Source organism: Stenotrophomonas sp. HMSC10F07 (assembly GCF_001807895.1).
Classification (GTDB): domain Bacteria; phylum Pseudomonadota; class Gammaproteobacteria; order Xanthomonadales; family Xanthomonadaceae; genus Stenotrophomonas; species Stenotrophomonas sepilia.
The window spans coordinates 1-25,619 of the sequence record NZ_KV791400.1; the positions used below are offsets into that span (position 1 = coordinate 1).

Below are 25,619 nucleotides of genomic sequence, written 5' to 3' on the forward strand. Positions count from 1 at the left end.
TGGAGGAAGCCACCGCTGCCGCACGTGCGATGGAAGACCAGGCCGCACAGCTTGCAGATGCCGTGGCGATCTTCCGGCTCGACAACCAGGTCTCGGCCGCGATGCAGGCCGTTGCCGCGCGGGTCGAGCCGGCGAGAGTCACCACCGTGGCACCTCCGCAGCCAAGCCGCGCGGCAGCACCTGCACCGATATCGCCACGTCGTAGCAGCAACGCCGGCACCTTCGTCGCCAGCGACAGCGACTGGCAGGAATTCTGAGACCCACCCGTAGCGGCTTCGGCCGCTGCCCCCGCCGATGGACACGTCCCCCGTGCAAAGTCCTACTCCCATCGTTACCGGCCCACGCGAATTCGAGTTCGCCGACCGTGATTTCCGCCGCGTCTGCGACCTGATCTACCAGCGCGTGGGCATTGCGCTTGCGCCGGCAAAGCGCGACATGGTCTATGGCCGCCTGTCGCGCCGCCTGCGCACGCTGGGCATGCGCAGCTTCCAGCAGTACCTGGACCATCTGGAGCAGGAAGATGGTGACGAGTGGCAGGCGTTCACCAACGCCCTGACCACCAATCTGACCTCGTTCTTCCGCGAACCGCACCACTTCGACAAGCTGCGCGAAGAACTGCAGCAGCGCTCCAGCCGCACGCCGTTGCTGCTGTGGTCGTGCGCGGCGTCCACCGGCGAAGAGCCCTATTCGATGGCGATCACCGCGTGCGAGGCCTTTGGCACCCTGAAGCCGCCGGTACGCATCATCGCCACTGACGTCGACACCCAGGTGCTGGCCACCGCCGGCCGTGGCGTCTACAACATCGATCGCGTCGCCAGCCTCGATCCGGACCTGCGCCGCCGCTACTTCCAGCGTGGCAGCGGCCCCAACGAGGGCCAGTGCCGCGTGCTGCCTGCGCTGCGCGAGCTGATCGAATTCCGCCCGTTGAACCTGCTCGCCCCGCGCTACGACGTCGGTGGCCCATTCGACGCACTGTTCTGCCGCAACGTGATGATCTACTTCGACAAGCCGACCCAGCGCGCGATCCTCGGCCGCCTGGTGCAGCACCTGGCCGATGACGGTCTGCTCTACACCGGCCATTCGGAGAACTATCTGCACGCCGCCGACCTGATCCAGCCCTGCGGCCGCACCCTGTACCGCCGTGCGGCGAAGGCCGGCGCATGAATGCTTCGCTGCGTACCGACGATGTGATGCGCTACCAGGATGCGCGTTTCCAGACCATCGCCGCCAAGCTGCTGCCCACCCAGTACCTGGTGGTCGATGACACCACCGCGCTGACCACCACGCTGGGCTCGTGCGTAGCCGCCTGCCTGCGCGACCCGGTGCTGAAGATCGGCGGCATGAACCACTTCCTGCTGCCCGAGGGCAACGCCGGTGACGGCGCGCCCGCGCGCTACGGCAGCTACGCGATGGAACTGCTGATCAACGACATGCTCAAGCGTGGTGCCCACCGCAAGCGCATCGAGGCCAAGGTGTTCGGTGGCGCCAACGTGCTGAAGGGCTTCACCAGCAACCCGGTTGGCACCCGCAACGCCGAGTTTGTCCGCCAGTACCTTCAGGCCGAGCACATTCCGATCATTGCCGAGGACCTGTGCGGCATCCATCCGCGCAAGATCTGGTTCTTCGCCGATACCGGCCGCGTGGTGGTGCAGCGCCTGCCGCATGCGCATGAGGCCGAGGTGGCCGCCGCCGAATCGGCGGTGCGTGCGCGCCTGTCCAAGGCGCCGGTCACCGGTGGCGTGGAGCTGTTCGAATGACCTTCACCGGCAACGCCCCCTGCCGGGTCCTGATCGTCGACGACTCCGCCGTCGTGCGGCAGATGCTCACGGAAATACTGTCCAGCGACCCGGCCATCGACGTGGTCGGCACCGCGGCTGACCCGCTGTTGGCGCGCGAGAAGATCAAGCGCCTGCTCCCGGACGTGATCACCCTGGACGTGGAAATGCCGCGCATGGACGGGCTGGCGTTCCTGGAAAACCTGATGCGCCTGCATCCGCTGCCGGTGGTGATGATTTCTTCGCTGACTGAGCGAGGCGCCGACACCACCCTGCAGGCACTGGCGCTGGGCGCCGTGGATTTCGTCTCCAAGCCCAAGCTGGACGTGGCCCGCGGCCTGCAGGGCTATGCCGAGGAGATCATCGCCAAGGTCAAGATGGCGGCGCGCTCGCGCGTGCGTCCGCTGGTGCGTGCCAGCGCCCCCAAGCTCACGCTGGACGCAGCGCCGGCGACGCGTGCTGCCTCGCCGCAGTTCCGTACCACCGACCGCCTGATCGCGATCGGCTCGTCAGCCGGCGGCACCGAAGCGCTGCGCGTGGTGCTGGAAGGCATGCCTGCCGATGCACCCGCGGTGGTGATGACCCAGCACCTGCCGGCCAGCTTCAGCAGCGCCTTTGCCGAGCGCCTGGACCGCCACTCGGCCATGGCCGTCCGCGAGGCCAGCGACGGCGAAGCCGTGCTGCCTGGCCACGCCTACCTGCCGCCCGGCGGCAAGCACCTGCGGATCATCCGCGACGGTGCGCGTTGGCGCTGCCGTGTCGACGACGGCCCGGCAGTGAACCGGCACAAGCCCGCGGTCGATGTGCTGTTCCGCTCGGTTGCGCAGAACGCCGGCGGCAACGCCATCGGCGCCATCCTCACCGGCATGGGCGACGACGGCGCACGCGGCCTGCTGGAAATGCGCCAGGCCGGCGCCCCAACGCTGGTGCAGGACGAAGCGACCAGCGTGGTCTGGGGCATGCCCGGTGCCGCGTTCAAGCTGGGCGCTGCCGAGGAACAGGTGCCACTGGAGCGGATCGCCGAGCGGTTGCTCGCCCTCGCCCGCGGCTGACAGGCCCCTGTAGAGCCGAGCCCACGCTCGGCTCCGCTCCCTGCTGGACACCTGCAAGAGACGTCAGGCTCCATTGCCGATCCGCCGCCAGCACTTTCGACATGTTTCAACGGCGCTGATCGAGGTTTGATCCTGCCGCAAGCCATGCGCGCCAAACGGGAGGCCCGCAGGACACCGACTTGGAGCGCGGCTGGAGCGGGTCGTATAGTCAGGTATCGCACCGCAATGGAACGCCGATGAACGTTACCCCGCAAGGCCGCGCTGCTCGGGTACACAGGGTGGGAAGTCCAGGTAACGGACAATACCCACTGCGCAACCTGTCGCATTTGCCCGGATGTGGCGCCGTCGTTCGCGATGAGACCGCATGTTCCAAGGATCAATCCTGCAGCGACATGGACCGCTCATGCTGAAATCCGTCCCCAGCCTTGCTCATGTTGCGTTGATCGCCTTGCTCACACTGGTTGTTGCAGGCTGCAACAAGGAACGCTCGTTCCCGGTCTATCGCGAGAATCCTGCGCCAAGGGATGCGCTGCCGATTGTGATTCGGGTCCACGATGCCCCCGTGGAAGTTCCCGTTCCTTCGGTCTTCGTCACGTATGAGATAGACCCACTCTGTCTGCCTCCGGTCAACAATTGGGAGGGGGTGCAGTACGAGCCGAACCAGCACAAGGTTGAGGTTCAGGCACAGCGCCTCAGTGCAACTGAGTTCAGCAGTGCTGTTTTCAACGACGGTATGGAAGTTGCCGACTATTACGGTCGTGGCCCGTGCACTTGGACACCCGTGCTCGTGGAAGCTTCATTCGCCTTCATCATTGATGGTCGCCCAATTCGAGCGTCCGTCGCAGCACTGTTCAAGGAAATTGAGGGCGGGAGAACCTTCACTGCTTACGTAAAGCGCACATTGCCGCCCTTGACCACAGGACAGTCGACAGAGCGGACGCCAACCGAGCCTTCAAGTTGGTACGAAAAGATGCCCCCAGAGAAGCGCGAGGAGTACTTTCCAATCGAAGTCTCCACACGGATTGAAGGAGCATCGCAATGAATCCTAGAGAAAGCGCGGCGCTTTCGGACAATGTCTATAAGGACCCGCTTCCGCCCGTCAGTTCCGACATCACCGTCGGCGGAACAAAGTATGAGGTCCTCGCTTGTCGTGACTCTGGGAGCGGATATCAGGGCATTGTCTACCTCAACATCAATACAAAGGAAGTCATCGTCGCCCATCGCGGTACCGAGTTTGATCGTCAGCCCATGCTTGATGGCGGCATCGACGCCGCGATGGTCACCGCCAGAGTCAACGCGCAACTGACTGACGCGCTGGCGCTGACAAAGCAAGCCCTCAGGCTGGCCGAAGAAAGGGGAGCCGGGCCAGTACACGTCACCGGCCACTCCCTGGGCGGCGCGCTCGCACAGATCACCGCACACCACTACAACCTCCCCGGCGACGCGTTCAATCCCTACGGTGCCGCCGGGCTGGCATATCGCCTTCCTGAAGGCCAGCCAGCCAGCGCGGCACCCTTCACCAACCATGTGATGGCAGGCGACCTGGTCAGTGCCGGCGGTCCCCATTACGGCAAGGTCGAGATGTATGCGCTGCCCAGGGAACTGGAGATCCTGCGCAACGCCGAGCACGGCCAGCGCATCGCCTCGATCGGAACACCCGGGATGAAGAGCGGCCATGTCATGTCCGCCGCGGTGGCGGTCCAGTTGGGCGACTCCCATCGAGTGGTTCATTTCCTTGATCGCATGACCGATAAGGGTCCGGTGCAATCTGTACTGGACAATCCACAGGCGCGCGTTACGGATCCTGAGGACCTGCGCCGGATTGCCGACTACCGCAGTGATGTTCATCAACTACGTGCGGGTGCGACCGTGCTTGTCGGCGGCGGGCCCGGTCTGCTGCGCGACGGTATCAATTTCCTGCGCGGTGTCGAGGAAGCCGGTGCATACGCCCGCCACGAAGCTGAAGCCGAGCAGCGAGCCCGCAATGCGCTCAGGCCTGGCGATAAACTGATCCAGGATGCAACCGACAAGGGCTCGCCCTCTCTCAGCAATCCCGCTTTCTCTCCCAGGACCCCTTTGCAGGAGAGCATTGAATCAACCTTGGACAGGGCAGGCCTGGATCCCAGGAAGGAAGGCCATCCAGACCATGCGCTCTACCGGCAGATTCGCGAGGGTGTATCCGCCGTGGATGCCAGGCACGGGCGCAGCTTCGATGAAACCACTGAGCGCGTGACGGCCGGCCTGCTTGCGGCGGCCAAGGGCAGCGGCCTGGAACGCGTCGATCACGTTGTACTGGGCAATTCACCCAGCGATGGCCCAGCCTCTCGCATGTTCGTTGTGCAGGGAGCGCTCGACAATCCAGTAAACCTGCGGGCGTCGGTTCCAATCAGTGAGGCCGTCAATACGCCCGTAGAACAGTCGCTCGCCAAGGCCGAGCAGATTTCGCAGGCACAACAGGTCGCCCAGCAGGACCTCGCCCACGAGCAGGCCCTCACCGCGAGGCGGATGGGCTAGGCCACCTGGCCGGGCACAATGAAAAACCCGGCTTTCACCTGCGTTTCTTCGTTTCAACGGGTTGCCTACCAGCGGCCGGCACTAGCGTGGGTCGTCCGCTCACAAAAAAACCCCCGGCGCGAGCCGGGGGTTTTCCGTTACCGCATCAGGCAGCGACCGTGCCGGCCACGTCCTGGTATTCCTCGATCTGGTCGAAGTTCATGTAGCGGTAGATCTCCGCACCATTGGCGTTGATCACGCCGATGTCCGCCATGTACTCCTCCTTGGTCGGGATGCGGCCCAGGCGCGAGCAGATCGCCGCCAGTTCCGCCGAACCCAGGTACACATTGGTGTTGCGGCCCAGGCGGTTCGGGAAGTTGCGGGTCGAGGTCGACATCGCGGTGGAGCCTTCGCGGATCTGCGCCTGGTTGCCCATGCACAGCGAGCAGCCCGGCATTTCCATGCGCGCACCCGCGCTGCCGAAGGTGCCGTACACGCCTTCCTTGGTCAGCTCCGAAGCGTCCATCTTGGTCGGCGGGGCCACCCACAGGCGGGTGGGAATATCACGCTTGCCTTCCAGCAGCTTCGCCGCCGCACGGAAGTGACCGATGTTGGTCATGCACGAACCGATGAACACTTCGTCGATCTTGGCACCGGCCACTTCGGACAGGGTCTTCACGTCGTCCGGGTCGTTCGGGCAGGCCACGATCGGCTCGTGGATGTCGGCAAGGTCGATTTCGATGACGGCGGCGTACTCGGCGTCCGCATCCGGCTCCAGCAGCTGCGGGTTGGCCAGCCACGCTTCCATCTTCTCGATACGGCGCTGCAGCGAGCGCGGATCCTGGTAACCCTCGGCAATCATCCACTTCAGCAGGGTGATGTTGCTGGTCAGGTACTCGATGATCGGCTCCTTGTTCAGGCGCACCGAGCAACCTGCCGCCGAACGCTCGGCCGAGGCGTCGGACAGTTCGAACGCCTGTTCGACCTTCAGCTCCGGCAGGCCTTCGATCTCCAGGATACGGCCGGAGAAGATGTTCTTCTTCCCCGCCTTGGCCACGGTCAGCAGGCCCGACTTGATCGCGTACAACGGGATCGCGTTGACCAGGTCACGCAGGGTCACGCCCGGCTGCATCTTGCCCTTGAAGCGCACCAGCACCGACTCCGGCATGTCCAGCGGCATCACGCCGGTGGCAGCGGCGAAGGCGACCAGGCCCGAGCCGGCCGGGAACGAAATACCCACCGGGAAACGGGTGTGCGAGTCACCGCCGGTGCCGACCGTGTCCGGCAGCAGCATGCGGTTGAGCCAGCTGTGGATCACGCCGTCGCCCGGGCGCAGGGAAACGCCGCCACGGGTGGAGATGAACTCCGGCAGAGTGTGGTGCGTCTTCACGTCCACCGGCTTCGGGTAAGCGGCGGTGTGGCAGAACGACTGCATCACCAGGTCGGCCGAGAAGCCCAGGCAGGCCAGGTCCTTCAGCTCGTCACGGGTCATCGGGCCGGTGGTGTCCTGCGAGCCGACCGAGGTCATCTTCGGTTCGCAGTAGGTGCCCGGGCGCATGCCCTGGCCTTCCGGCAGGCCACAGGCGCGGCCAACCATCTTCTGCGCCAGCGAGAAGCCCTTGCCGGTATCGGCCGGCTGCACCGGCAGGCGGAACAGGTCGGTCGGGGCCAGGCCCAGCGCTTCGCGCGCCTTGCCGGTCAGACCACGGCCGATGATCAGCGGGATGCGGCCGCCGGCACGCACTTCGTCGAACAGCACGTCGGACTTGACCTGGAACTCGGCGATCACTTCGCCGTTCTTCAGCGCCTTGCCGTCGTACGGACGCAGCTCGATGACATCGCCGTGCTCCATCTTCGACACGTCCAGCTCGATCGGCAGCGCACCGGCATCTTCCATGGTGTTGTAGAAGATCGGGGCGATCTTGCCGCCCAGGCACACGCCGCCAGCGCGCTTGTTCGGGATGTACGGAATGTCATCGCCGGTCCACCACAGCACGCTGTTGGTGGCCGACTTGCGCGAGGAGCCGGTGCCGACCACGTCGCCGACGTAGGCGACCAGGTGGCCCTTGTCCTTCAGCGACAGGATCTGCTGGATCGGGCCGCGCTTGCCGTCTTCTTCCGGGGTGAACGGCGCGTCGTCGCGCTTGTTCTTCAGCATCGCCAGCGCGTGCATCGGAATGTCCGGGCGGGTGGTCGCGTCCGGTGCTGGCGACAGGTCATCGGTGTTGGTTTCGCCCGGCACCTTGAACACGGTGACGGTCAGGCTCTGCGGCACTTCCGGGTTGCTGGTGAACCACTCGGCATCGGCCCAGCTCTGCAGCACGGCCTGGGCGTTGGCGTTGCCGGCCTTGGCCTTCTCCTGCACGTCATGGAACGCATCGAACACCAGCAGGGTCTTCTTCAGGCCGTTGGCGGCGATGGTGCCGACGCTGGCGTCGTCCAGCAGCTGCACCAGCGGTGCAACGTTGTAGCCGCCGAGCATGGTGCCCAGCAGTTCGGTGGCGCGCTCGCGGCTGATCAGCGGGTTCTGCTCGCTGCCCAGCGCGATCGCCGCCAGGTACGAGGCCTTGACCTTGGCCGCGTCATCGACGCCGGCCGGCACGCGGTGGGTCAGCAGGTCGAGCAGGAACTCGGCCTCGCCCTGCGGCGGGTTCTTCAGCAGTTCGATGACATCGGCCGTCTGCTGCGCGCTCAGCGGCAGCGGCGGGATGCCAAGCGCAGCGCGCTCGGCGACGTGGTGGCGGTAGGCTTCCAACATGACAACTCCCGGGTAATGCGTAGGTTGAAAAATCAAAAGTGGGCTCAGGCGTGCGGCACGATCAGCTTCAGGCCCTTGAAGTAGTCGCGGTAAAACGTGTCGTTCCAGGTGATCAGGCCGTCGCACTGCAGCAGTGCGTGGGCGCCGACCATGAATTCGTCCAGGCTGCGACGGCTACCGCCGCGCTGGCGGTGACGGCGGTGCATCTCGCCAGCGCGCAGCGCCGACTTGGCTTCCATCGGGTTGAAGTGCACGCCCATCTCTTCCAGCGCTTCGAGCACCTCGGCACCACCGCGCAGCGATGCGCACACTTCGGCGAGGGTTGCGCCACAGACCACCACGCGGCCACCGACCAGGCTCTGCCGGAGGATGGCTTCCACGGCATCGGCCTGCGGGCCATTGCTGAGCAGCTCGACCAGCACCGGCGAATCGACGGCGATCATCACGGCTTACTCCTCGTCACGCACCGCGCGCACGGCCGCGTCGGATGACTCGAAGCCGTCCAGCGCGAACTTGCCGCGCGCCCGTGAAATGGCATCGTCAACACTCTTGCGCAGGATGATGCGGCTGCCGTCCAGCTCGACCTTCAGCAGCGTGCCCTTGGTCAGGCCGAGGGCATCACGCACCGCCTTGGGCAGGGTGATCTGTCCGCGTTCTGCAACGGTGGCTTCCATCAGTAGGCCCTCCAGAGTATGCACAAATTATACATACTTCCCCGGGCATACTTCCACCCTGAACAGGACCGGCGCACCGCCAGCCCTTGCCTCGCAAAGGATCGGCCACAAACGTGACATACGCCATACACCTTCCCCTGTAGTCTGGAACCGATGCCGCAGGCCGGAACCCGGCCCGGATGAATCCATTCAGTCTGGGGTTCATACTGGGACCACCGGGGCCGCCAGGCCCGCGGCGACCGCAAGCAGGCCCGCTCATGTGCGGGCCAGAGCAAGCCATCCGCAAGAAGGAGTTACCCCGCATGAGCGATTCGTTCTCCACCCGCAGCCAGCTGAATGTCGGTGGCAAGACCTACGACTACTTCAGCCTGCCCACGCTGGGCCAGCGCTTCGATATCTCCCACCTGCCCTACTCGATGAAGATCCTGCTGGAGAACCTGCTCCGGCACGAGGACGGCGGCATCACCGTCGGCAAGGATCACATCGAAGCCGTGGCCCGCTGGAACCCGGCGGCCGAGCCGGACACCGAGATCGCGTTCATGCCGGCGCGCGTGGTCCTGCAGGACTTCACCGGCGTGCCCTGCGTGGTCGACCTGGCCGCGATGCGCGATGCGGTGGTCAAGCTCGGCGGCAAGCCGGAGCAGATCAACCCGCAGATTCCCTCCGAACTGGTCATCGACCACTCGGTGCAGGTCGATGTGTTCGGCAAGCCCGACGCGCTGGACCTCAACGGCAAGATCGAGTTCCAGCGCAACCAGGAACGCTATGGCTTCCTGCGCTGGGGCCAGAAGGCCTTCGACAACTTCAAGGTGGTGCCACCCAACACCGGTATCGTCCACCAGGTGAACCTGGAAAACCTTGCCCGCGTGGTGATGACCGCGGACAAGGACGGCAAGGCAGTGGCCTACCCGGATACGGTGTTTGGCACCGACAGCCACACCACCATGATCAATGGCATCGGCGTGCTGGGCTGGGGCGTGGGCGGCATCGAAGCGGAGGCCGCCATGCTCGGCCAGCCGTCGTCGATGCTGATCCCGCAGGTGGTCGGCTTCAAGCTGACCGGCAAGCTGCCCGAGGGCGCCACCGCCACCGACCTGGTGCTGACCGTCACCCAGATGCTGCGCAAGCTGGGCGTGGTGGGCAAGTTCGTCGAGTTCTACGGTGACGGCCTGCAGCACCTGCCGCTGGCCGACCGCGCCACCATCGGCAACATGGCCCCGGAGTACGGCGCCACCTGCGGCATCTTCCCGATCGACGCGGAATCGCTTAACTACCTGCGCCTGTCGGGCCGCAGCGAAGAGCAGATCAACCTGGTCGAGGCCTACGCCAAGGCGCAGGGCCTGTGGCACGAACCCGGCAGCCCGCACGCCCAGTACAGCAGCACGCTGGAACTGGACATGGGCACGGTGAAGCCGTCGCTCGCTGGCCCGAAGCGCCCGCAGGACCGCGTGCTGCTGGAAGACGTGCAGAAGAACTACCGCGAAGCGCTGGTCGGCATGACTGCCAACCGTGACAAGCGCAGCGAGGACGTTGCCACCTTCGTCAACGAAGGCGGCGGCGCCGCGGTCGGCAACGAGCAGCTGGCCAAGGGCTTTGCCGACATCGAGATCGAAGGCCGCAAGGTGCGGCTGAAGGATGGCGCAGTGGTCATCGCCGCCATCACCTCGTGCACCAACACCTCCAACCCGGCGGTGATGATCGGCGCCGGCCTGCTGGCCCGCAACGCGGCCGCCAAGGGCCTGAACCGCCAGCCGTGGGTGAAGACGTCGCTCGGCCCGGGCTCGCGCGTGGTTACCGATTACCTTGAAAAGGCCGGTGTACTGAAGGAGCTGGAGAAGATCGGCTTCTACGTGGTCGGCTATGGCTGCACCACCTGCATCGGCAACTCCGGCCCGCTGCCGACCGAAGTCAGCGCCGGCATCGCCGCTGGCGATCTGGTGGTGACCTCGGTGCTGTCGGGCAACCGCAACTTCGAGGGCCGCGTGCACCCCGAAGTGAAGATGAACTACCTGGCCAGCCCGCCGCTGGTGGTGGCCTATGCCATCGCCGGCACCACCGACATCGACCTGACCACCCAGCCGCTGGGTACCGGCAGCGATGGCCAGCCGGTGTTCCTGCGCGACATCTGGCCAAGCAACAAGGAAATCGGCGACGTCATCGCCGCCACCATTGGCCCGGAGATGTTCAAGCAGAACTACGCCGATGTGTTCAAGGGTGACACCCGCTGGAACACCATCGCCTCGCCGGACGGCAACCTGTACGAGTGGAGCGACGCCTCCACCTACATCAAGAACCCGCCCTACTTCGATGGCATGACCATGCAGACCGGCAGCATCGACGACGTGCACGGCGCACGCGTGATGGGCCTGTTCGGCGACTCGATCACCACCGACCACATTTCCCCGGCCGGCAACATCAAGAAGGACTCGCCGGCAGGCCGCTTCCTGCAGGAGCGCGGCGTGCAGCCGGCCGACTTCAACAGCTACGGCAGCCGTCGCGGCAACGATGACGTGATGGTCCGCGGCACCTTCGCCAACATCCGCATCAAGAACCTGATGTTCGGTGGCGAGGAAGGCGGCAACACCCTGTACTACCCGGCCGGTGGTGGCCAGCCGGAAAAGCTGGCGATCTACGACGCGGCCATGAAGTACAAGGCCGACAAGGTGCCGCTGGTGGTGCTGGCCGGCAAGGAATACGGCACCGGCTCGTCGCGTGACTGGGCGGCCAAGGGCACCCTGCTGCTGGGGGTGAAGGCGGTCATCGCCGAGAGCTTCGAGCGCATCCACCGCTCCAACCTGGTCGGCATGGGCGTGCTGCCGCTGCAGTTCCGCAACGGCGAGAACGCACAGACGCTGGGCCTGGACGGCTCGGAAGTGATCGACATCACCGGCCTGCAGGACGGTGCCAGCAAGCGCGCCACGGTCACCGCCACCAAGGCCGATGGCACGAAGAAGACCTTCGAGGTGTCGGTGATGCTGCTGACCCCGAAGGAAGTCGAGTACTTCCGCCACGGTGGCCTGCTGCAGTACGTGCTTCGCCAGCTGGCCAGCAAGTAACGGCGCGGCTGCGCCCGATTGAGGAAAGGGCCGGATCCTTGCGGATCCGGCCCTTTGCGTTTGCGATGCCCCATGTAGAGCCGAGCATGGGCTCGGCGGGTTCTGCGCCAACAGCAGCCGAGCATGGGCTCGGCTCTACAGAAGCGCTCACCGGCGCGGCGCGTCCGGGTCGGTGCGCAGGGCCTTCAACAGGCCCCACATGTAGAACGCCAGGGTGAACGAGAACGGCAGGCCGCACAGCACCACCGCCGTCTGCATCGCGCTGAAGTTGCCGGCCAGCAGCAGGCCGACGCTGGCCACGGTGATGCCGGCGGCCCAGAACACGCGCAGCCAGATCGGCGCGTCATGGCCATCTTCCACGCCATCGTCAACGCGACGGGTGCACAGGTTGGCGATCATCAGCGTGCCCGAGTCGACCGGGGTCAGGAACAGCACGAAGCCGATCACCACCGCAGCACCGGCCACGTACGGCGCCGCAGGCAGGTATTCCAGCAGCTTGAACAAGGTCATCGCTGCATCATGCTGGGCTACGTCCCCCAGGATCGCCTGGCCGTGGTTGAGCACCAGGTCGATGGCGGTATTGCCGAAGATCGACAGCCAGGCCAGGGTGAAGCCGAGCGGGATCAGCAGCACGCCCATGATCACTTCGCGGATGGTGCGGCCACGCGAGATGCGCGCCACGAAAAGGCCGACGAACGGCGCCCAGGCGATCCACCACGCCCAGTAGAACAGCGTCCACGAACCCATCCACTCACGGCCCTTGGGGTCGTTGAGGTACATGTCGAAGCTCTTGCGCACGAACGCGCCGAGGTAATCGCCGGTGTTCTGGATCAGGCCATCGAACAGGTGCAGGGTCGGGCCGGTGACCAGCACGAACAGCAGCAGGCCACACAGCAGGCGCACGTTGAGGTTGGACAGCCAGGCAATGCCCTTTTCCACGCCGGCCACCACGCCGATGGTGGCCACGACCATCATCACCAGCACGATCACCACCAGCACCTGCGGCGTATCCGGGATGTGGAACAGGTAGACCAGGCCGGACTGCACCACCAGCGCGCCGATGCCGAGGTTGGTCACCATCGAGATCAGCGTGGCCAGGATGCCGAAGCCATCGACCATGTCGCCGATGCGGCCGTGGATGCGCTCACCGAAGACCGGGTACAACGCAGAGCGCAGCGCCAGCGGCAGGTCCCGGCGATAGGCGAAATAGCCCAGTGCCACGCCGACCAGCGCATACAGCGCCCAGCCATGCAGGCCCCAGTGCAGGAAGGTCAGCACCATCGCTTCACGGCCGGCGGCCACGGTGCCGCCGGGTTGCCCGGGTGGATTGAGGAAATGATCCAGCGGCTCGTAGGCGCCGTAGTACAGCAGCGCGATGCCGATGCCGGCCGAGAACAGCATCGAAACCCAGGCGACATAGCCGAAGGCCGGTGATTCCTCGTTGTGGCCCAGGCGGATGCGGCCGTACGGCGAGAACGCCAGCCACAGCACGAAGCCCAGGCACAGCACGATCAGCAGCATGTACCACCAGCCGAACGCGGCCGACACTTCGGCCTGCGCCCATTGCAGCCAGTGCTCGCTGCCTTCGGGATAGAGAACGGTGAGCAGCCCGAGGATGCCGATCGACACCGAGGAGCTGAGGAAGACAAAACGGTTCAAGCGCAGGGGCGAACGCTTGGGATGAGCCAGGGAAGACATGGGGTCGTCTCATCAAGTCCGAGGGAGCACATGGGCGGGGCCGGACCGGTAAACCGGGCCCATGGCGTGGGGCGCGAGCGCATCCTAGGGTTTATTGATTGAACGTTCAATCAATAAAAAGCATAATGGCGGGCAGCCCGATCCTTCGGGTCGCAAACCGTGGAGAGACAATGCCGAAGAAAGGCGTGGAACCGGTACGGCGCGAACAGCTGATCCGGGCCACTTTCCAGACCATCGACGAGATCGGCATGGCCGATGCCACTGTCGCCACCATCGCGAAGAAGGCGGGGTTGTCCAGCGGCATCGTCGCCCACTACTTCGGCGACAAGGACGGCCTGCTCAATGCTGCAATGCGGCAGATCCTGCGCGAACTGAAGGACGCCGTCGCCCGCTACCGCGCAGACGCCGGCGACGATCCGCGCGAGCAGCTGCGCGCCATCGTCGATGGCAACTTCGACGACAGCCAGATCAACGGCACCGCGATGCGCGTCTGGCTCACCTTCTGGGCCGCCAGCATGCACCAGCCGGAACTGGCCCGGCTGCAGCGCGCCAACGACCAGCGCCTGTTCTCCAACCTGTGCCACCAGTTCAACCGCCTGCTGCCCCACCCGCAGGCCCGCCTGGCTGCCCGCGGCCTGGCCGCGATGATCGATGGCCTGTGGCTGCGCGGCAGCCTGGTCGGCGGCCAGTTCAACGCCGAGAAGTCCCGGCGCATCGCTTACGGCTACATCGACTTCCAGTTGCAGGCTGTCGCGCTATAAGCGCTTCAGCTCCCGCCCCCTTCCAAGGAGTACGCCCCATGACCACCCTGCCCGTCCAACAGCTCTACATCCACGGCCAGCGCGTCGATGCCACCAGCGGCAAGACCTTCAAGACCGTCAACCCGGCCACCGGCGAGGTGATCGCCGAGGTGCAGGTCGCCAGCCAGGCCGACGTCGAGCGTGCCGTGCAGAGCGCAGCCGAAGGCCAGAAGGTGTGGGCCGCGATGACCGCCATGGAGCGCTCGCGCATCCTGCGCCGCGCCGTCGAGCTCCTGCGCGAGCGCAACGACGAACTGGCCCACCTGGAAACCCTGGACACCGGCAAGGCGCTGGCCGAGACCACCACCGTGGACATCGTCACCGGTGCCGACGTGGTCGAGTACTACGCGGGACTGGCCACCGCCATCGAAGGCATCCAGTTGCCGCTGCGCGAATCGAGCTTCTTCTACACCCGTCGCGAGCCGCTGGGCGTGGTCGCCGGCATCGGCGCATGGAACTACCCGATCCAGATCGCCATGTGGAAGTCGGCGCCGGCGCTGGCTGCCGGCAACGCGATGGTGTTCAAGCCGTCGGAAGTGACGCCGCTGACCGCGATCCGGCTGGCCGAAATCTACACCGAAGCCGGCGTGCCGGCCGGCGTGTTCAACGTCGTGCAGGGCCCGGGCCGCGAGATCGGCCAGTGGCTGACCGAGCACCCGGTGATCGAGAAGATCTCCTTCACCGGTGGCGTCGCCACCGGCAAGAAGGTCATGGCCAGCGCGGCGTCCTCGTCGCTGAAGGAAGTGACCATGGAGCTGGGCGGCAAGTCACCGCTGGTGATCTGCGATGACGCCGATCTGGACCGCGCCGCCGACATTGCGGTGATGGCCAACTTCTTCAGCTCCGGCCAGGTCTGCACCAACGGCACCCGCGTGTTCGTGCCGCGCAGCATGCTGGCCGCATTCGAGGTGGCCGTCGTCGAGCGCGTCAAGCGCATCCGCATCGGCGACCCGATGGCCGCCGACACCAACTTCGGCCCGTTGACCAGCTTCCCGCACATGGAAAACGTGCTGCGCTACATCGAGAGCGGCAAGGCCGAAGGTGCCCGCCTGCTGACGGGTGGCGGCCGTGCCACCGAAGGTGCGCTGGCCCAGGGCGCCTACGTGCTGCCGACCGTGTTCTCCGACTGCCGCGATGACATGACCATCGTCAAGGAAGAGATCTTCGGGCCGGTGATGAGCATCCTCGCCTATGACGACGAAGACGAAGTGGTGCGTCGTGCCAACGACACCACCTTCGGCCTCGCTGCCGGCGTGGTCAGCAAGGACATCAGCCGCGCCCACCGCATCATCCATCGCCTGGAAGCCGGCATCTGCTGGATCAACACCTGGGGTGAATCGCCGGCCGAAATGCCGGTCGGTGGCTACAAGGAATCCGGCGTCGGCCGCGAGAACGGTATCTCCACCCTCGGCCACTACACCCGCATCAAGTCGGTGCAGGTCGAGCTGGGCGACTACGCCAGCGTGTTCTGACCGGCGCGCCCCGAGCACGCCCCATCGTCCGGCCACCGCGCCGATCCGACATTCCGCCGGGACGCCTGCATGCAGCGCGCCCCGGCCTGCAGGAGACACCCATGAGCACCCATAACGAGTACGACTACATCATCATCGGCGCCGGTTCAGCCGGCAACGTGCTGGCCACCCGCCTCACCGAAGATGCCGATGTCAGCGTGCTGCTGCTGGAAGCCGGTGGCCCGGACTACCGGCTCGACTTCCGTACCCAGATGCCGGCTGCACTGGCCTTCCCGCTGCAGGGCAAGCGCTACAACTGGGCGTACAAGACCGATCCGGAGCCCTTCATGAACAACCGCCGCATGGACTGCGGCCGCGGCAAGGGCCTGGGTGGCTCGTCGCTGATCAACGGCATGTGCTACATCCGCGGCAACGCGATGGACTACGACAACTGGGCCAGCATGCCGGGCCTGGAAGACTGGACCTATCTGGACTGCCTGCCCTACTTCCGCAAGGCCGAAACCCGCGACATCGGCCCCAACGACTACCACGGTGGTGATGGCCCGCTGCGGGTGACCACGCCGAAGGCCGGCAACAACGAACTGTTCGCTGCGATGGTCGAAGCCGGCGTGCAGGCCGGCTACCCGCGCACCGACGACCTCAACGGCTACCAGCAGGAAGGCTTCGGCCCGATGGACCGCACGGTGACCCCGAACGGCCGTCGTTCCAGCACCGCCCGCGGCTACCTGGACCTGGCCAAGCCACGCCCGAACCTGACCATCGTCACCCACGCGCTGACCGACCGCATCCTGTTCTCGGGCAAGCGCGCGGTGGGCGTGCAGTGGCTGCACAACGACCAGCCCCAGCGCGCCACCGCCCGCCGCGAAGTGCTGCTGTGCGGCGGCGCCATCGCCTCGCCGCAGATCCTGCAGCGCTCGGGTGTCGGCCCGGCCGACCTGCTGCGCAGCCTGGACATCGACCTAGTGCACCACCTGCCCGGCGTCGGCGCCAACCTGCAGGATCACCTTGAGATGTACCTGCAGTACGAATGCAAGAAGCCGGTGTCGCTGGCGCCGGCGCTGAAGCTGTACAACCAGCCGGCGATCGGTGCCGAGTGGCTGTTCCTGGGCACCGGCATCGGCGCCAGCAACCAGTTCGAGGCCGGTGGCTTCATCCGCAGCGATGCCGAATTCGACTGGCCGAACCTGCAGTACCACTTCCTGCCGGTGGCGATCAATTACAACGGCTCCAACCCGATCAAGGCGCACAGCTTCCAGATGCACGTCGGTTCGATGCGCTCGCCCAGCCGTGGCCGCATCCATGTGCGCTCGAAGGACCCGCGCGAACATCCGAGCATCCTGTTCAACTACATGTCGCACGAGCAGGACTGGCGCGAATTCCGCGCGGCGATCCGCATCACCCGCGAGATCTTCGCGCAGCCGGCGCTGGCCCCGTACAGCGGCCGCGAGATCTCGCCGGGCAGTGCACTGCAGACCGACGCGCAGATCGATGCATTCGTGCGCGAGCATGCCGAAACCGCGTACCACCCGTCGTGCTCGAACAAGATGGGCCATGCCGACGACCCGATGGCGGTGGTCGATGGCCAGGGCCGCGTGCACGGCCTGGAAGGCCTGCGCATCGTCGATGCCTCGATCATGCCGCAGGTGGTGACCGGCAACCTCAATGCGCCGACCATCATGATGGCCGAGAAGCTTGCCGATGTGATCCGTGGCCGCACCCCGCTGGCCCGCAGCACTGCGCCGTACTACAAGGCCAACGGCGCACCGGTACGCAAGCAGGGCTGACGCAAGCGGCCCTTCGGCAGACCCCCACCCCGAACCGGTAGGTGCCCACCTTGGTGGGCACGCCTTACAGCGATCCCTCGCCATCCTGTGCCGACCAAGGTCGGCACCTACCGTTGCAGCCTCCGCGAACCCCTCTTCGCGTTTTCCCTACGGCGGGGTATGCTGCAATGACCGGCCGTTGTCGATACGCTCAGGGCCGGAACCTAATACATCACGATTCCTGGAGGGGGAATATGAGTCTGGATCGTCCCTGGCTGCAGAGCTATCCGAAAGGCGTTCCCGCCGAGATCGACGTCAACGAGTTCCATTCGGTAGCTTCGGTCTTCGACGCTTCCGTCGCGAAATTCCGCGACCGTCCCGCCTACTCCAGCTTCGGCAAGGTCCTCACCTATGGCGAGACCGACGCGCTGGTCAATCAGTTCGCGGCCTACCTGCTGGGAGAGCTCAAGCTCAAGAAGGGTGACCGCGTCGCCCTGATGATGCCCAACTGCCTGCAGTACCCGGTGGCCACCTTCGGCGTGCTGCGCGCCGGCCTGACCGTGGTCAATGTCAATCCGTTGTACACCGCGCGCGAGCTCAAGCACCAGCTGGTCGATGCCGGCGTGACCGCACTGGTGGTGGTCGACAACTTCGGCGATACCGTCGAGCAGGTCATCGCCGATACGCCGGTCAAGCACGTGGTCACCACCGGCCTGGGCGACCTGCTTGGCGCCAAGGGCGTGATCGTCAACTTCGTGCTGAAGTACATCAAGAAGATGGTGCCCAACTACCATCTCAAGGGCGCGGTGCGCTTCCGCCAGGCGCTCAAGATCGGCAGCCGCCACAGCCTGCCCAAGGTCGAGATCGACCACGACGACATTGCGTTCCTGCAGTACACCGGCGGCACCACCGGCGTGGCCAAGGGCGCGATGCTGACCAACCGCAACCTGATCGCCAACATGCAGCAGGCCTCGGCCTGGATCAGTGCGTCGGGCATCGAGATGGGCAAGGAGTGGATCATCACCGCCCTGCCGCTGTACCACATCTTCGCACTGACCGCGAACGGGCTGGTCTTCATGAAGTTCGGTGGCTGCAACCACCTGATCACCAATCCGCGTGACATGAAGGGCTTCGTCAAGGAGCTCAAGTCGGTGCGCTTCACCGCCATCACCGGCGTCAACACGCTGTTCAATGGCCTGCTCAACACCCCCGGCTTCGACACGGTCGACTTTTCCTCGCTGAAGGTCACCCTGGGCGGCGGCATGGCGGTGCAACGCGCCGTGGCCGAGCGCTGGAAGAAGGTCACCGGCGTGACCCTGGTCGAGGCCTATGGCCTGACCGAGACCTCGCCGGCGGCCTGCATCAATCCGCTCACCCTGACCGAGTACAACGGCTCGATCGGCCTGCCGATCCCGTCCACCGATGCCTGCATTAAGGACGACAACAGCGCCATCCTGCCGCTGGGCGAGGTCGGCGAGCTCTGCATCAAGGGCCCGCAGGTGATGAAGGGCTACTGGCAGCGCCCGGAGGAAACCGCCAAGGCGATCGATGCCGACGGCTGGCTGCATACCGGCGACATGGCGAAGATGGACGAACACGGCTTCTTCTACATCGTCGACCGCAAGAAGGACATGATCCTAGTGTCCGGCTTCAACGTGTATCCGAATGAAGTCGAGGACGTGATCGCGATGATGCCGGGCGTGCTGGAAGTGGCCGCGGTCGGCGTGCCGGACGACAAGTCCGGCGAGGTGGTGAAGGTGGTCATCGTGAAGAAGGATCCGAACCTGACCGCCGAAATGGTCAAGGAGCATGCCCGGGCCAACCTGACCGGCTACAAGCACCCCAAAATCGTCGAATTCCGAAAGGAGCTGCCGAAGACCAATGTCGGCAAGATCCTCCGTCGCGAACTCCGCGATACGCCCGCCCAGTAAGGGTTTTCGGCAATTTGAACGGTACCGGGCCCGGGGCGGAAACGTCCCGGGCCCTTTCGCATGCGACGCCCCTGAGGCGGTGTAGCATCGCCGCGTGTGTGGACCGTTCGGCCCGCCGGCCACCCACCTGACACTGCGGGCCGCATGCCGAGGACCCTTCCATGAGTACCATCGAAAAGCTGCCCTCAAGCGGCTCGCCTTTTGCCACCATCCGTACCGAAGACAGTGCCGACGGCACTGCCCACTGGCTGTTCATGCATGCCGATGCCGCCACCGGCATCCGTCCCTGCTGCCGCAAGGACATGCTCGACGAGATGTGGAGCTACATGGCGGCCATCACCCGCAGCCCTGCCGAGCGCCACAGCGGCACCCTGCGGCATTTCGTGCTGGCCTCCGATGCCGTCGCCTACAACCTGGGCGGTGACCTGGACCTGTTCACCCGCCTGATCCGCGAAGGCAACCGCGACCTCCTGTTGAACTACGCCCAGCGCTGCGTTGAGGGCGTGCACCACCTGCATACCGGGTTCGGCGGCGATGTCCGTTCGATCGCCCTGATCCAGGGCGACGCCCTGGGCGGTGGCCTGGAAATGGCCCTGGCCTGCCACACCATCGTCGCCGAGGAAGGCAGCGGCCTCGGCCTGCCCGAAGTTCTGTTCGGCCTGTTCCCGGGTATGGGCGCCTACTCCTTCCTGTGCCGCCGGGTGTCACCACACCTGGCCGAGAAGATCATCCTCGACGGCCGGGTCTACAGCGCCGAGGAAATGCATGCGATGGGCGTGGTCGACGTGCTGGTGAAGAAGGGCGAAGGCCGGGCGGCCGTCGAGGAACTGATCCGCCAGCAGCAGCGCACCCCGCAGTCCTACCTGGCAATGAACGCCGCACGCAGCATTGCCCAGCCTGTCAGCTATGACGAACTGTTGGAGATCACCAAGGTATGGGTCGATTCCGCCCTGGCCCTCGGCGACCGCTCTCTGCGCACCATGGATCGCCTGATCAAGGCCCAGACCCGTCGCGCCAGTCTCGACGCGGCCTGATTCATCCCTCCCCCAGGATGGGTTCAAGCCCGGTTGGCCACCGGGCTTTTTTTATGGGCCTTGCCGTGGTTCAGCGCGCCTCGCCATCGTCAGCAGCACCGCGCAGCCGGCGTTCGGCCCGCGCCTCCAGTGCACGCCGGCCTTCCTTGATCGCTTCCTGCAGGATGCCCAGGCGCTGGCGCCATTCGGTCTTGAGCTGCCAGTCGGCCATCCGCATCAGCTCGCCGGCACGGTTCGACGCGCGCATCAGGCCAAGGTTGCTGGCCACACCCTTGATCGCATGGGATTGTTCGCGGAACACATCCCACTGCGTGGCCTCGCCGGCCTGCTCGGCCTTGCCCATGCAGCTCGCCACGTCCTCCAGGCACTGGCGGATGAACTCACGTTCGAAGCCCTCGCCCATCCCCAGCGAGGCCAGCTCGTCCAGCACGCTGCTGTCGAGCACCCCATCCTGCAGCGCCATCGGTCGCACCACCGGTGCGGCCATGGTCTTCAGCTGGGCATTGCTGGCGATCTCGGCCAGGGTATCGAGCAGGCGCACCGCCACCACGGGCTTGGCCAGGAAAGCATGCGCCCCGGCCTGGGTGCAGCGCTGGATCGCCTCGGGCGTGACATCGGCGCTGAGCACCAGCACCGGCGTGCGCGGACCGCCGCCGGCCTGCATCACCCGCAACTCCTTCAGCATGTCCAGCCCACTCATGCCCGGCATGTGCAGGTCGACGATGACCGCATCGAATTCACTGTCGGCCAGCGCATCCAGCACTGCCTCACCGCCGTCCACGCACAGCACGCGATGCCCGGCCTTCTGCAGCAGGCGCTGCAGGACCATGCGGTTGGCCTCGTGGTCGTCGGCCACCAGGATCTGCATGCTGCGTACGCGGGCGCGATGGCGCAGGAACGGGTCGGCAAATGCGATCACGTTGCCACCCGGCCCCGCGTCGTCGTCGCCGGTCAAGCTCGGTACCGCACCCGGCACCTGCGGCTGCGGCGGCGCGAACGGCAGCTCGACCCAGAAATGGCTGCCGCGCGGCGGGTTTTCCAGATAGCCGATATCGCCGTCCATTGCTTCGACCAGGCCCTTGGCGATGGTCGTGCCCAGCCCGGTGCCCTCGTGGCGACGCGCCATGCTGACGTCAGCCTGCTCGAAGGCATCGAACAGCCGCGCACGCATGGCCGGCGCTACACCGATGCCGGTGTCGAGGATGTCGAAGCGCAGCCGCACCGCGCCACTGGTATCGGCCTGCACCACGCTGACACGGATTTCGACCCGGCCGTGATCGGTGAACTTGACCGCGTTGCCGGCCAGGTTCAGCAGGATCTGCCGCAGGTGCCCGACGTCTCCACGCACGCGGGGCGGCACACCATCGGCGACCTTCACCCGGTAATCCAGGCGCTTGGCCTTGGCCTGCGGCAACAGGATCAGCCCGATCGCCTGGATCACGTCGGCCACGGCGAAGTCTTCGGCCACCACGCGCAGCTTGCCGGCCTCGATGGCCGAGATGTCCAGCACTTCCTCCACCAGCGCCAGCAGGCTGCGCGACGACGCCTGGATGGTGTTGAGGCACTCGCGCTGCTCATCGTCCAGGCGCGTGGTCGCCAGCACTTCGGTCATGCCGTTGAGGCCGTTCAACGGCGTGCGGAACTCGTGGCTCATGTTGGCCAGGAAACGGCTCTTGGCCTCGCTGGCACGGCGCGCCTCGGCCATCGCTTCGGTCAGCTGCCGCAGCAGTGTCGAGAAGTACAGCGGCACCGCGGCCAGGCCGAGCCAGAGGCCGATGGCCAGACGGAAATTCTGTTGCCAGTAAGGCGTCAGCAGCACCGTGCAACCGAAGCTCACCATCGCCATCGCCACCGCCACGTACAGGTAGTGGTTGCCGAAGCGCATGCCGTTGCCGACTGTCACCCACATCACCACGATGTAGACCCAGGCCAGCGGCTCGCCCATCTGCACCATGCCGGCAGCGATCAGGCCATAGTCGGCAAGCATGCCCAGCACGCGGCGGGGATCGGAACGCGCCGGCCGCCACAGCAGCCAGCCGAACAGCAGCAGCGACAGGCTCAGGCCGGTCAATACGATCGCCAGCACGCCCACGTACTGCGTGTGCGGCAGATCGTGGCGCGGCGCCGGCAACAACACGTAGGCCAGGATCAGGCTGATCAGGACAATACGGACGATCTGCTGGCCGTGTTCGCTGTCCTGGCGCTGGGACAGGCGCAGCCGCAGCTGCGACAACAGCCGTTTCACGCGCCCAGCCCCGGGCGCGCGGACGCCATCGAATGCTCGGCGCAGATCTGGTCCAGCTGTTCGCGGCCGCGCAGCAGCGCGTCCACGCATCGGGGATCGAACAGCCGGCCACGCTGGGCGTAGAGATAAGCCAGGGTGGCTTCCATGGTCCATGCTTCCTTGTACGGACGGGGCGAAATCAGGGCGTCGAAGACATCGGCGACAGCCACGATGCGCGCTTCCAGCGGAATCGCATCGCCGACCAGCCCATCGGGATAGCCGCTGCCATCGTAGCGCTCATGATGACGCAGTGCGATCAAGGCGCCAACCTGGATGAAACGATTCTGGCTGCCGCTCAGCAGTTCATGGCCAATCCGCGGGTGCCGGCGCATGATCGCCAGCTCCTCCTCGTTGAGCTTGCCCTGCTTGAGCAGCACCGCATCGGGAATGGCAATCTTGCCCATGTCATGCAGCGGCGCAGCCATTTCGATCAGGCGCACGTCCTCCTCGGGCAGCCCGAGCTGGTCGGCGATCAGGCCGGCCACGCGCGCCATGCGCTCCAGATAGGCACTGGTGCCTGCATCACGGAACTCGATCGCCCGCGCCAGCCGCGACAGCGTTTCGCGCTCCCGCTCTTCGACCTCATGCATGCTGGCCAGCAGGCGCTGCTCCAGCGACAGCGCCCGTTGCTTCACGTTCTCGGTCTGTTGGCGCAGCTGCAGCAGGTTGTAGCAGCGCGCACGCAGTTCGCGCGGGCGGATCGGCTTGACCAGGAAGTCGATGACCCCTGCTTCCAGTGCCGCCTGCCGGATCGGCTCGTCACCGACCACGGTGATCAGGATCACCGGAATGTCGCGGTGCTTGGGCAGCCGACGGAAACGGCGAGCGAATTCCAGCCCGTCCATCTCCGGCATGCGGTAATCGAGCAGCAGCAGGTCGACCGGATGGGCTTCACACCAGGCCAATGCGGTCAGCGGATCGCCGAAGTCATACACGCTCAGTTCCGGCGCGATGTCTTCGATGACGTGACGCAGCATCGTCCGGGCGGAAGTCTGGTCATCAACGATGACGATATTCAACGCGTACTCTGCCTGGTTTTTCGACCACGCTGGATCATCAGCAGGCGAGGATACTCTGCCGCTGCGAACGCTCGCACCCTGCATCGGCCTGACTCCCGTGTCGTGCATCCCGATTCATGATCGTCATCACAATGTGAAGCGGACTCCCCACACCGTGCCCTCCCCTAACGCCGATCAAGCCATAGCAGGCGTCAAGGTAGTGCAATTACGATACGCCGAGTGCGGGACGCGTCAATCGCGCCGTCTCGTTTCGGGACGGCGCGCACAATCGGGAGTCAAAAAGGTGACTTACTGCTCCGGACGCATGTACGGGAACAGCAGCACATCGCGGATCGAGCTGCTGCCGGTCAGCAGCATCACCAGACGATCGACGCCGATACCCAGGCCGCCGGTCGGGGCCATGCCGTACTCCAGCGCACGGATGTAGTCGGCGTCGTAGTGCATGGCCTCGTCGTCGCCACCTTCCTTCGCGGCCACCTGGGCCTGGAAGCGCTGGGCCTGGTCTTCCGGGTCGTTCAACTCGGAGAAGCCATTGGCCAGCTCCTTGCCGTTGACGAACAGCTCGAAGCGGTCGGTGTAGCCCGGATCATTGTCGTTGGCACGGGCCAGCGGCGAGACTTCCACCGGATGGTCGGTGATGAAGGTCGGCTGGATCAGGGTGTGCTCGACGGTGGCCTCGAAGATCTCAAGCAGCAGCTTGCCCCAGCCGTAGGACGGCTTGACGCGGATGTTCAAGCGCTCGCAATGGCGCAGCAGCGCGTCACGGTCGGTGCAGTCGGCAACCGAGATTTCCGGGTTGTGGTGGCGCACGGCTTCGTCCATGCGCCAGCGGCGGAACGCCGGGCCCAGGTCGATCTTCGCCCCGTCCCACTCGACCTCGGTGCTGCCGTTGACTGTCCTGGCCACGTCTCGGATCACGCCTTCGGTCAGGTCCATGATCTCGTTGTACGTGGCATAGGCCTCATACAGCTCCATCATGGTGAATTCTGGATTGTGGCGGGTGCTGACGCCTTCATTGCGGAAGTTGCGGTTGATCTCGTACACGCGCTCCAGGCCGCCCACGGTCAGGCGCTTGAGGTACAGCTCCGGCGCCACGCGCAGGTACAGGTCCAGGTCCAGCGCGTTGTGGTGGGTGGTGAACGGCTTGGCCGCCGCGCCGCCGGGGATGTAATGCATCATCGGCGTCTCGACTTCCAGGAAGTCGCGATTGTCCAGCCACGCACGCATGGCGCGGATGATCTTCGAGCGCTTGATGAAGACCGCGCGCGACTCCGGGGTGACGATCAGGTCGACGTAACGCTGGCGGTAACGCTGCTCGACGTCGGCCAGGCCATGCCACTTGTCCGGCAACGGACGCAGCGACTTGGTCAGCAGGCGGATCGACTCGGCCTTGACCGACAGCTCGCCGGTCTTGGTGCGGGTCAGGCCACCTTCTACGGCGATGATGTCGCCCACGTCCCAGCCCTTGAACGCGGTGTAGGCATCGCCCAGCACGGCCCCCTGCAGGAACAGCTGGATGCGGCCGGACTCGTCCTGGATCTGCGCGAAGCTCGCCTTGCCCATGATGCGCTTGGCCATCAGGCGGCCGGCCATCTTCACCTGGCGTCCGTTGCCTTCCAGCGCCTCGGCGGTCCACTGTTCGGCATCGGCGAATTCGTCCTGCAGGCGGCCGGCGAAGTCCTCACGACGGAAATCGTTCGGGTACGCGATGCCCTGCCCACGCAGCGCTTTGAGTTTCTCACGGCGCTCGGCGATCAACTTGTTCTCGTCGACGGGGGGGGTATCGGTAGCTTCGCTCATGGATCTGCGG

The 25,619-nt window shown here is 65.6% G+C and carries 18 protein-coding genes and 1 pseudogene; 12 read left to right on the forward strand and 7 right to left on the reverse strand.

Features of this window, described 5'->3' with window-relative positions; all coding sequences use genetic code 11:
• From HMPREF3114_RS11785 to HMPREF3114_RS11810, 6 genes and pseudogenes are all read left to right on the forward strand, one after another.
• A pseudogene (locus HMPREF3114_RS11785) lies at positions 1-257 on the forward strand (chemotaxis protein); the annotation flags it as partial.
• A gap of 37 nt (positions 258-294) precedes the next feature.
• On the forward strand, positions 295-1,164 hold the full coding sequence (locus HMPREF3114_RS11790; protein ID WP_049416359.1) for a CheR family methyltransferase: 870 nt from the start codon (positions 295-297) through the stop codon (positions 1,162-1,164).
• Positions 1,161-1,757, forward strand: a complete 597-nt coding sequence (cheD, locus tag HMPREF3114_RS11795) for a chemoreceptor glutamine deamidase CheD (protein WP_053499420.1) — start codon at positions 1,161-1,163, stop codon at positions 1,755-1,757. The genes HMPREF3114_RS11790 and cheD overlap by 4 nt, the downstream gene beginning before the upstream one ends.
• Entirely contained in the window at positions 1,754-2,827 is a 1,074-nt protein-coding gene (locus HMPREF3114_RS11800) for a protein-glutamate methylesterase/protein-glutamine glutaminase (protein ID WP_053499422.1), read from the forward strand. Before cheD ends, HMPREF3114_RS11800 begins: the two co-directional genes overlap by 4 nt.
• Positions 2,828-3,230: 403 nt before the next feature.
• A complete protein-coding gene (locus HMPREF3114_RS20635; protein ID WP_080375101.1) occupies positions 3,231-3,869 on the forward strand; it encodes a hypothetical protein in 639 nt (212 codons plus the stop codon).
• Positions 3,866-5,341 carry an XVIPCD domain-containing protein gene (locus tag HMPREF3114_RS11810; RefSeq protein WP_053499426.1) on the forward strand — a complete coding sequence of 492 codons (1,476 nt, stop codon included), beginning with the start codon at positions 3,866-3,868 and terminating at the stop codon, positions 5,339-5,341. The genes HMPREF3114_RS20635 and HMPREF3114_RS11810 overlap by 4 nt, the downstream gene beginning before the upstream one ends.
• Positions 5,342-5,486: 145 nt before the next feature.
• On the opposite strand, the gene acnB is transcribed toward HMPREF3114_RS11810, so the two are convergent.
• The 3 genes from acnB to HMPREF3114_RS11825 are packed head-to-tail and all read right to left on the reverse strand — an operon-like array spanning position 5,487 to position 8,752.
• Positions 5,487-8,078 carry a bifunctional aconitate hydratase 2/2-methylisocitrate dehydratase gene (gene acnB, locus HMPREF3114_RS11815; RefSeq protein WP_053499428.1) on the reverse strand — a complete coding sequence of 864 codons (2,592 nt, stop codon included), beginning with the start codon at positions 8,076-8,078 and terminating at the stop codon, positions 5,487-5,489.
• A 44-nt stretch (positions 8,079-8,122) separates the two neighbouring features.
• A complete protein-coding gene (locus HMPREF3114_RS11820) occupies positions 8,123-8,521 on the reverse strand; it encodes a type II toxin-antitoxin system VapC family toxin (protein ID WP_005416402.1) in 399 nt (132 codons plus the stop codon).
• Between the two features lie 6 nt (positions 8,522-8,527).
• Entirely contained in the window at positions 8,528-8,752 is a 225-nt protein-coding gene (locus HMPREF3114_RS11825; protein ID WP_005409505.1) for an AbrB/MazE/SpoVT family DNA-binding domain-containing protein, read from the reverse strand.
• A gap of 302 nt (positions 8,753-9,054) precedes the next feature.
• On the opposite strand from HMPREF3114_RS11825, the gene acnA reads away from it, so the two are divergent.
• A complete protein-coding gene (gene acnA, locus HMPREF3114_RS11830) occupies positions 9,055-11,808 on the forward strand; it encodes an aconitate hydratase AcnA (RefSeq protein WP_053499430.1) in 2,754 nt (917 codons plus the stop codon).
• A 147-nt stretch (positions 11,809-11,955) separates the two neighbouring features.
• Here acnA and HMPREF3114_RS11835 read toward each other — a convergent pair whose 3' ends face one another.
• Complete coding sequence (locus HMPREF3114_RS11835) at positions 11,956-13,506, reverse strand: BCCT family transporter (protein WP_005416395.1); 1,551 nt, start codon at positions 13,504-13,506, stop codon at positions 11,956-11,958.
• Positions 13,507-13,676: 170 nt separating this feature from the next.
• On the opposite strand from HMPREF3114_RS11835, the gene betI reads away from it, so the two are divergent.
• From betI to HMPREF3114_RS11860, 5 genes are all read left to right on the forward strand, one after another.
• On the forward strand, positions 13,677-14,267 hold the full coding sequence (betI, locus tag HMPREF3114_RS11840; protein WP_005416394.1) for a transcriptional regulator BetI: 591 nt from the start codon (positions 13,677-13,679) through the stop codon (positions 14,265-14,267).
• 38 nt (positions 14,268-14,305) lie between these two features.
• Positions 14,306-15,778: a betaine-aldehyde dehydrogenase gene (gene betB, locus HMPREF3114_RS11845; RefSeq protein WP_005416393.1), complete on the forward strand. Its 1,473-nt coding sequence runs from the start codon at positions 14,306-14,308 to the stop codon at positions 15,776-15,778.
• A gap of 101 nt (positions 15,779-15,879) precedes the next feature.
• Positions 15,880-17,562 (forward strand): choline dehydrogenase, encoded by a 1,683-nt coding sequence (gene betA / locus HMPREF3114_RS11850; protein ID WP_005416392.1) that lies wholly within the window; start codon positions 15,880-15,882, stop codon positions 17,560-17,562.
• 233 nt (positions 17,563-17,795) lie between these two features.
• On the forward strand, positions 17,796-19,472 hold the full coding sequence (locus tag HMPREF3114_RS11855; RefSeq protein ID WP_053499432.1) for a long-chain fatty acid--CoA ligase: 1,677 nt from the start codon (positions 17,796-17,798) through the stop codon (positions 19,470-19,472).
• A gap of 161 nt (positions 19,473-19,633) precedes the next feature.
• On the forward strand, positions 19,634-20,506 hold the full coding sequence (locus HMPREF3114_RS11860; protein WP_053499433.1) for a crotonase/enoyl-CoA hydratase family protein: 873 nt from the start codon (positions 19,634-19,636) through the stop codon (positions 20,504-20,506).
• 70 nt (positions 20,507-20,576) lie between these two features.
• Here HMPREF3114_RS11860 and HMPREF3114_RS11865 read toward each other — a convergent pair whose 3' ends face one another.
• The 3 genes from HMPREF3114_RS11865 to lysS all read right to left on the reverse strand — a co-directional run bounded on the left by HMPREF3114_RS11865 (position 20,577) and on the right by lysS (position 25,609).
• A complete protein-coding gene (locus HMPREF3114_RS11865; RefSeq protein ID WP_053499435.1) occupies positions 20,577-22,751 on the reverse strand; it encodes a response regulator in 2,175 nt (724 codons plus the stop codon).
• A complete protein-coding gene (locus tag HMPREF3114_RS11870; protein WP_032954148.1) occupies positions 22,748-23,893 on the reverse strand; it encodes a cyclic di-GMP phosphodiesterase response regulator RpfG in 1,146 nt (381 codons plus the stop codon). Before HMPREF3114_RS11870 ends, HMPREF3114_RS11865 begins: the two co-directional genes overlap by 4 nt.
• Before the next feature lie 204 nt (positions 23,894-24,097).
• Positions 24,098-25,609 carry a lysine--tRNA ligase gene (gene lysS / locus HMPREF3114_RS11875; RefSeq protein WP_053499438.1) on the reverse strand — a complete coding sequence of 504 codons (1,512 nt, stop codon included), beginning with the start codon at positions 25,607-25,609 and terminating at the stop codon, positions 24,098-24,100.
• Between the last annotated feature and the right edge of the window lie 10 nt (positions 25,610-25,619).

Excerpts from the sequence above, each read along its gene's own strand:
- HMPREF3114_RS11790 (WP_049416359.1), top strand. The coding sequence starts at position 295 with ATGGACACGTCCCCCGTGCAAAGTCCTACTCCCATCGTTACCGGCCCA.
- cheD (WP_053499420.1), top strand. The coding sequence starts at position 1,161 with ATGAATGCTTCGCTGCGTACCGACGATGTGATGCGCTACCAGGATGCG.
- HMPREF3114_RS11800 (WP_053499422.1), top strand. The coding sequence starts at position 1,754 with ATGACCTTCACCGGCAACGCCCCCTGCCGGGTCCTGATCGTCGACGAC.
- HMPREF3114_RS20635 (WP_080375101.1), top strand. The coding sequence starts at position 3,231 with ATGCTGAAATCCGTCCCCAGCCTTGCTCATGTTGCGTTGATCGCCTTG.
- HMPREF3114_RS11810 (WP_053499426.1), top strand. The coding sequence starts at position 3,866 with ATGAATCCTAGAGAAAGCGCGGCGCTTTCGGACAATGTCTATAAGGAC.
- acnB (WP_053499428.1), bottom strand. The coding sequence starts at position 8,078 with ATGTTGGAAGCCTACCGCCACCACGTCGCCGAGCGCGCTGCGCTTGGC.
- HMPREF3114_RS11820 (WP_005416402.1), bottom strand. The coding sequence starts at position 8,521 with ATGATCGCCGTCGATTCGCCGGTGCTGGTCGAGCTGCTCAGCAATGGC.
- HMPREF3114_RS11825 (WP_005409505.1), bottom strand. The coding sequence starts at position 8,752 with ATGGAAGCCACCGTTGCAGAACGCGGACAGATCACCCTGCCCAAGGCG.
- acnA (WP_053499430.1), top strand. The coding sequence starts at position 9,055 with ATGAGCGATTCGTTCTCCACCCGCAGCCAGCTGAATGTCGGTGGCAAG.
- HMPREF3114_RS11835 (WP_005416395.1), bottom strand. The coding sequence starts at position 13,506 with ATGTCTTCCCTGGCTCATCCCAAGCGTTCGCCCCTGCGCTTGAACCGT.
- betI (WP_005416394.1), top strand. The coding sequence starts at position 13,677 with ATGCCGAAGAAAGGCGTGGAACCGGTACGGCGCGAACAGCTGATCCGG.
- betB (WP_005416393.1), top strand. The coding sequence starts at position 14,306 with ATGACCACCCTGCCCGTCCAACAGCTCTACATCCACGGCCAGCGCGTC.
- betA (WP_005416392.1), top strand. The coding sequence starts at position 15,880 with ATGAGCACCCATAACGAGTACGACTACATCATCATCGGCGCCGGTTCA.
- HMPREF3114_RS11855 (WP_053499432.1), top strand. The coding sequence starts at position 17,796 with ATGAGTCTGGATCGTCCCTGGCTGCAGAGCTATCCGAAAGGCGTTCCC.
- HMPREF3114_RS11860 (WP_053499433.1), top strand. The coding sequence starts at position 19,634 with ATGAGTACCATCGAAAAGCTGCCCTCAAGCGGCTCGCCTTTTGCCACC.
- HMPREF3114_RS11870 (WP_032954148.1), bottom strand. The coding sequence starts at position 23,893 with ATGCAGGGTGCGAGCGTTCGCAGCGGCAGAGTATCCTCGCCTGCTGAT.
- lysS (WP_053499438.1), bottom strand. The coding sequence starts at position 25,609 with ATGAGCGAAGCTACCGATACCCCCCCCGTCGACGAGAACAAGTTGATC.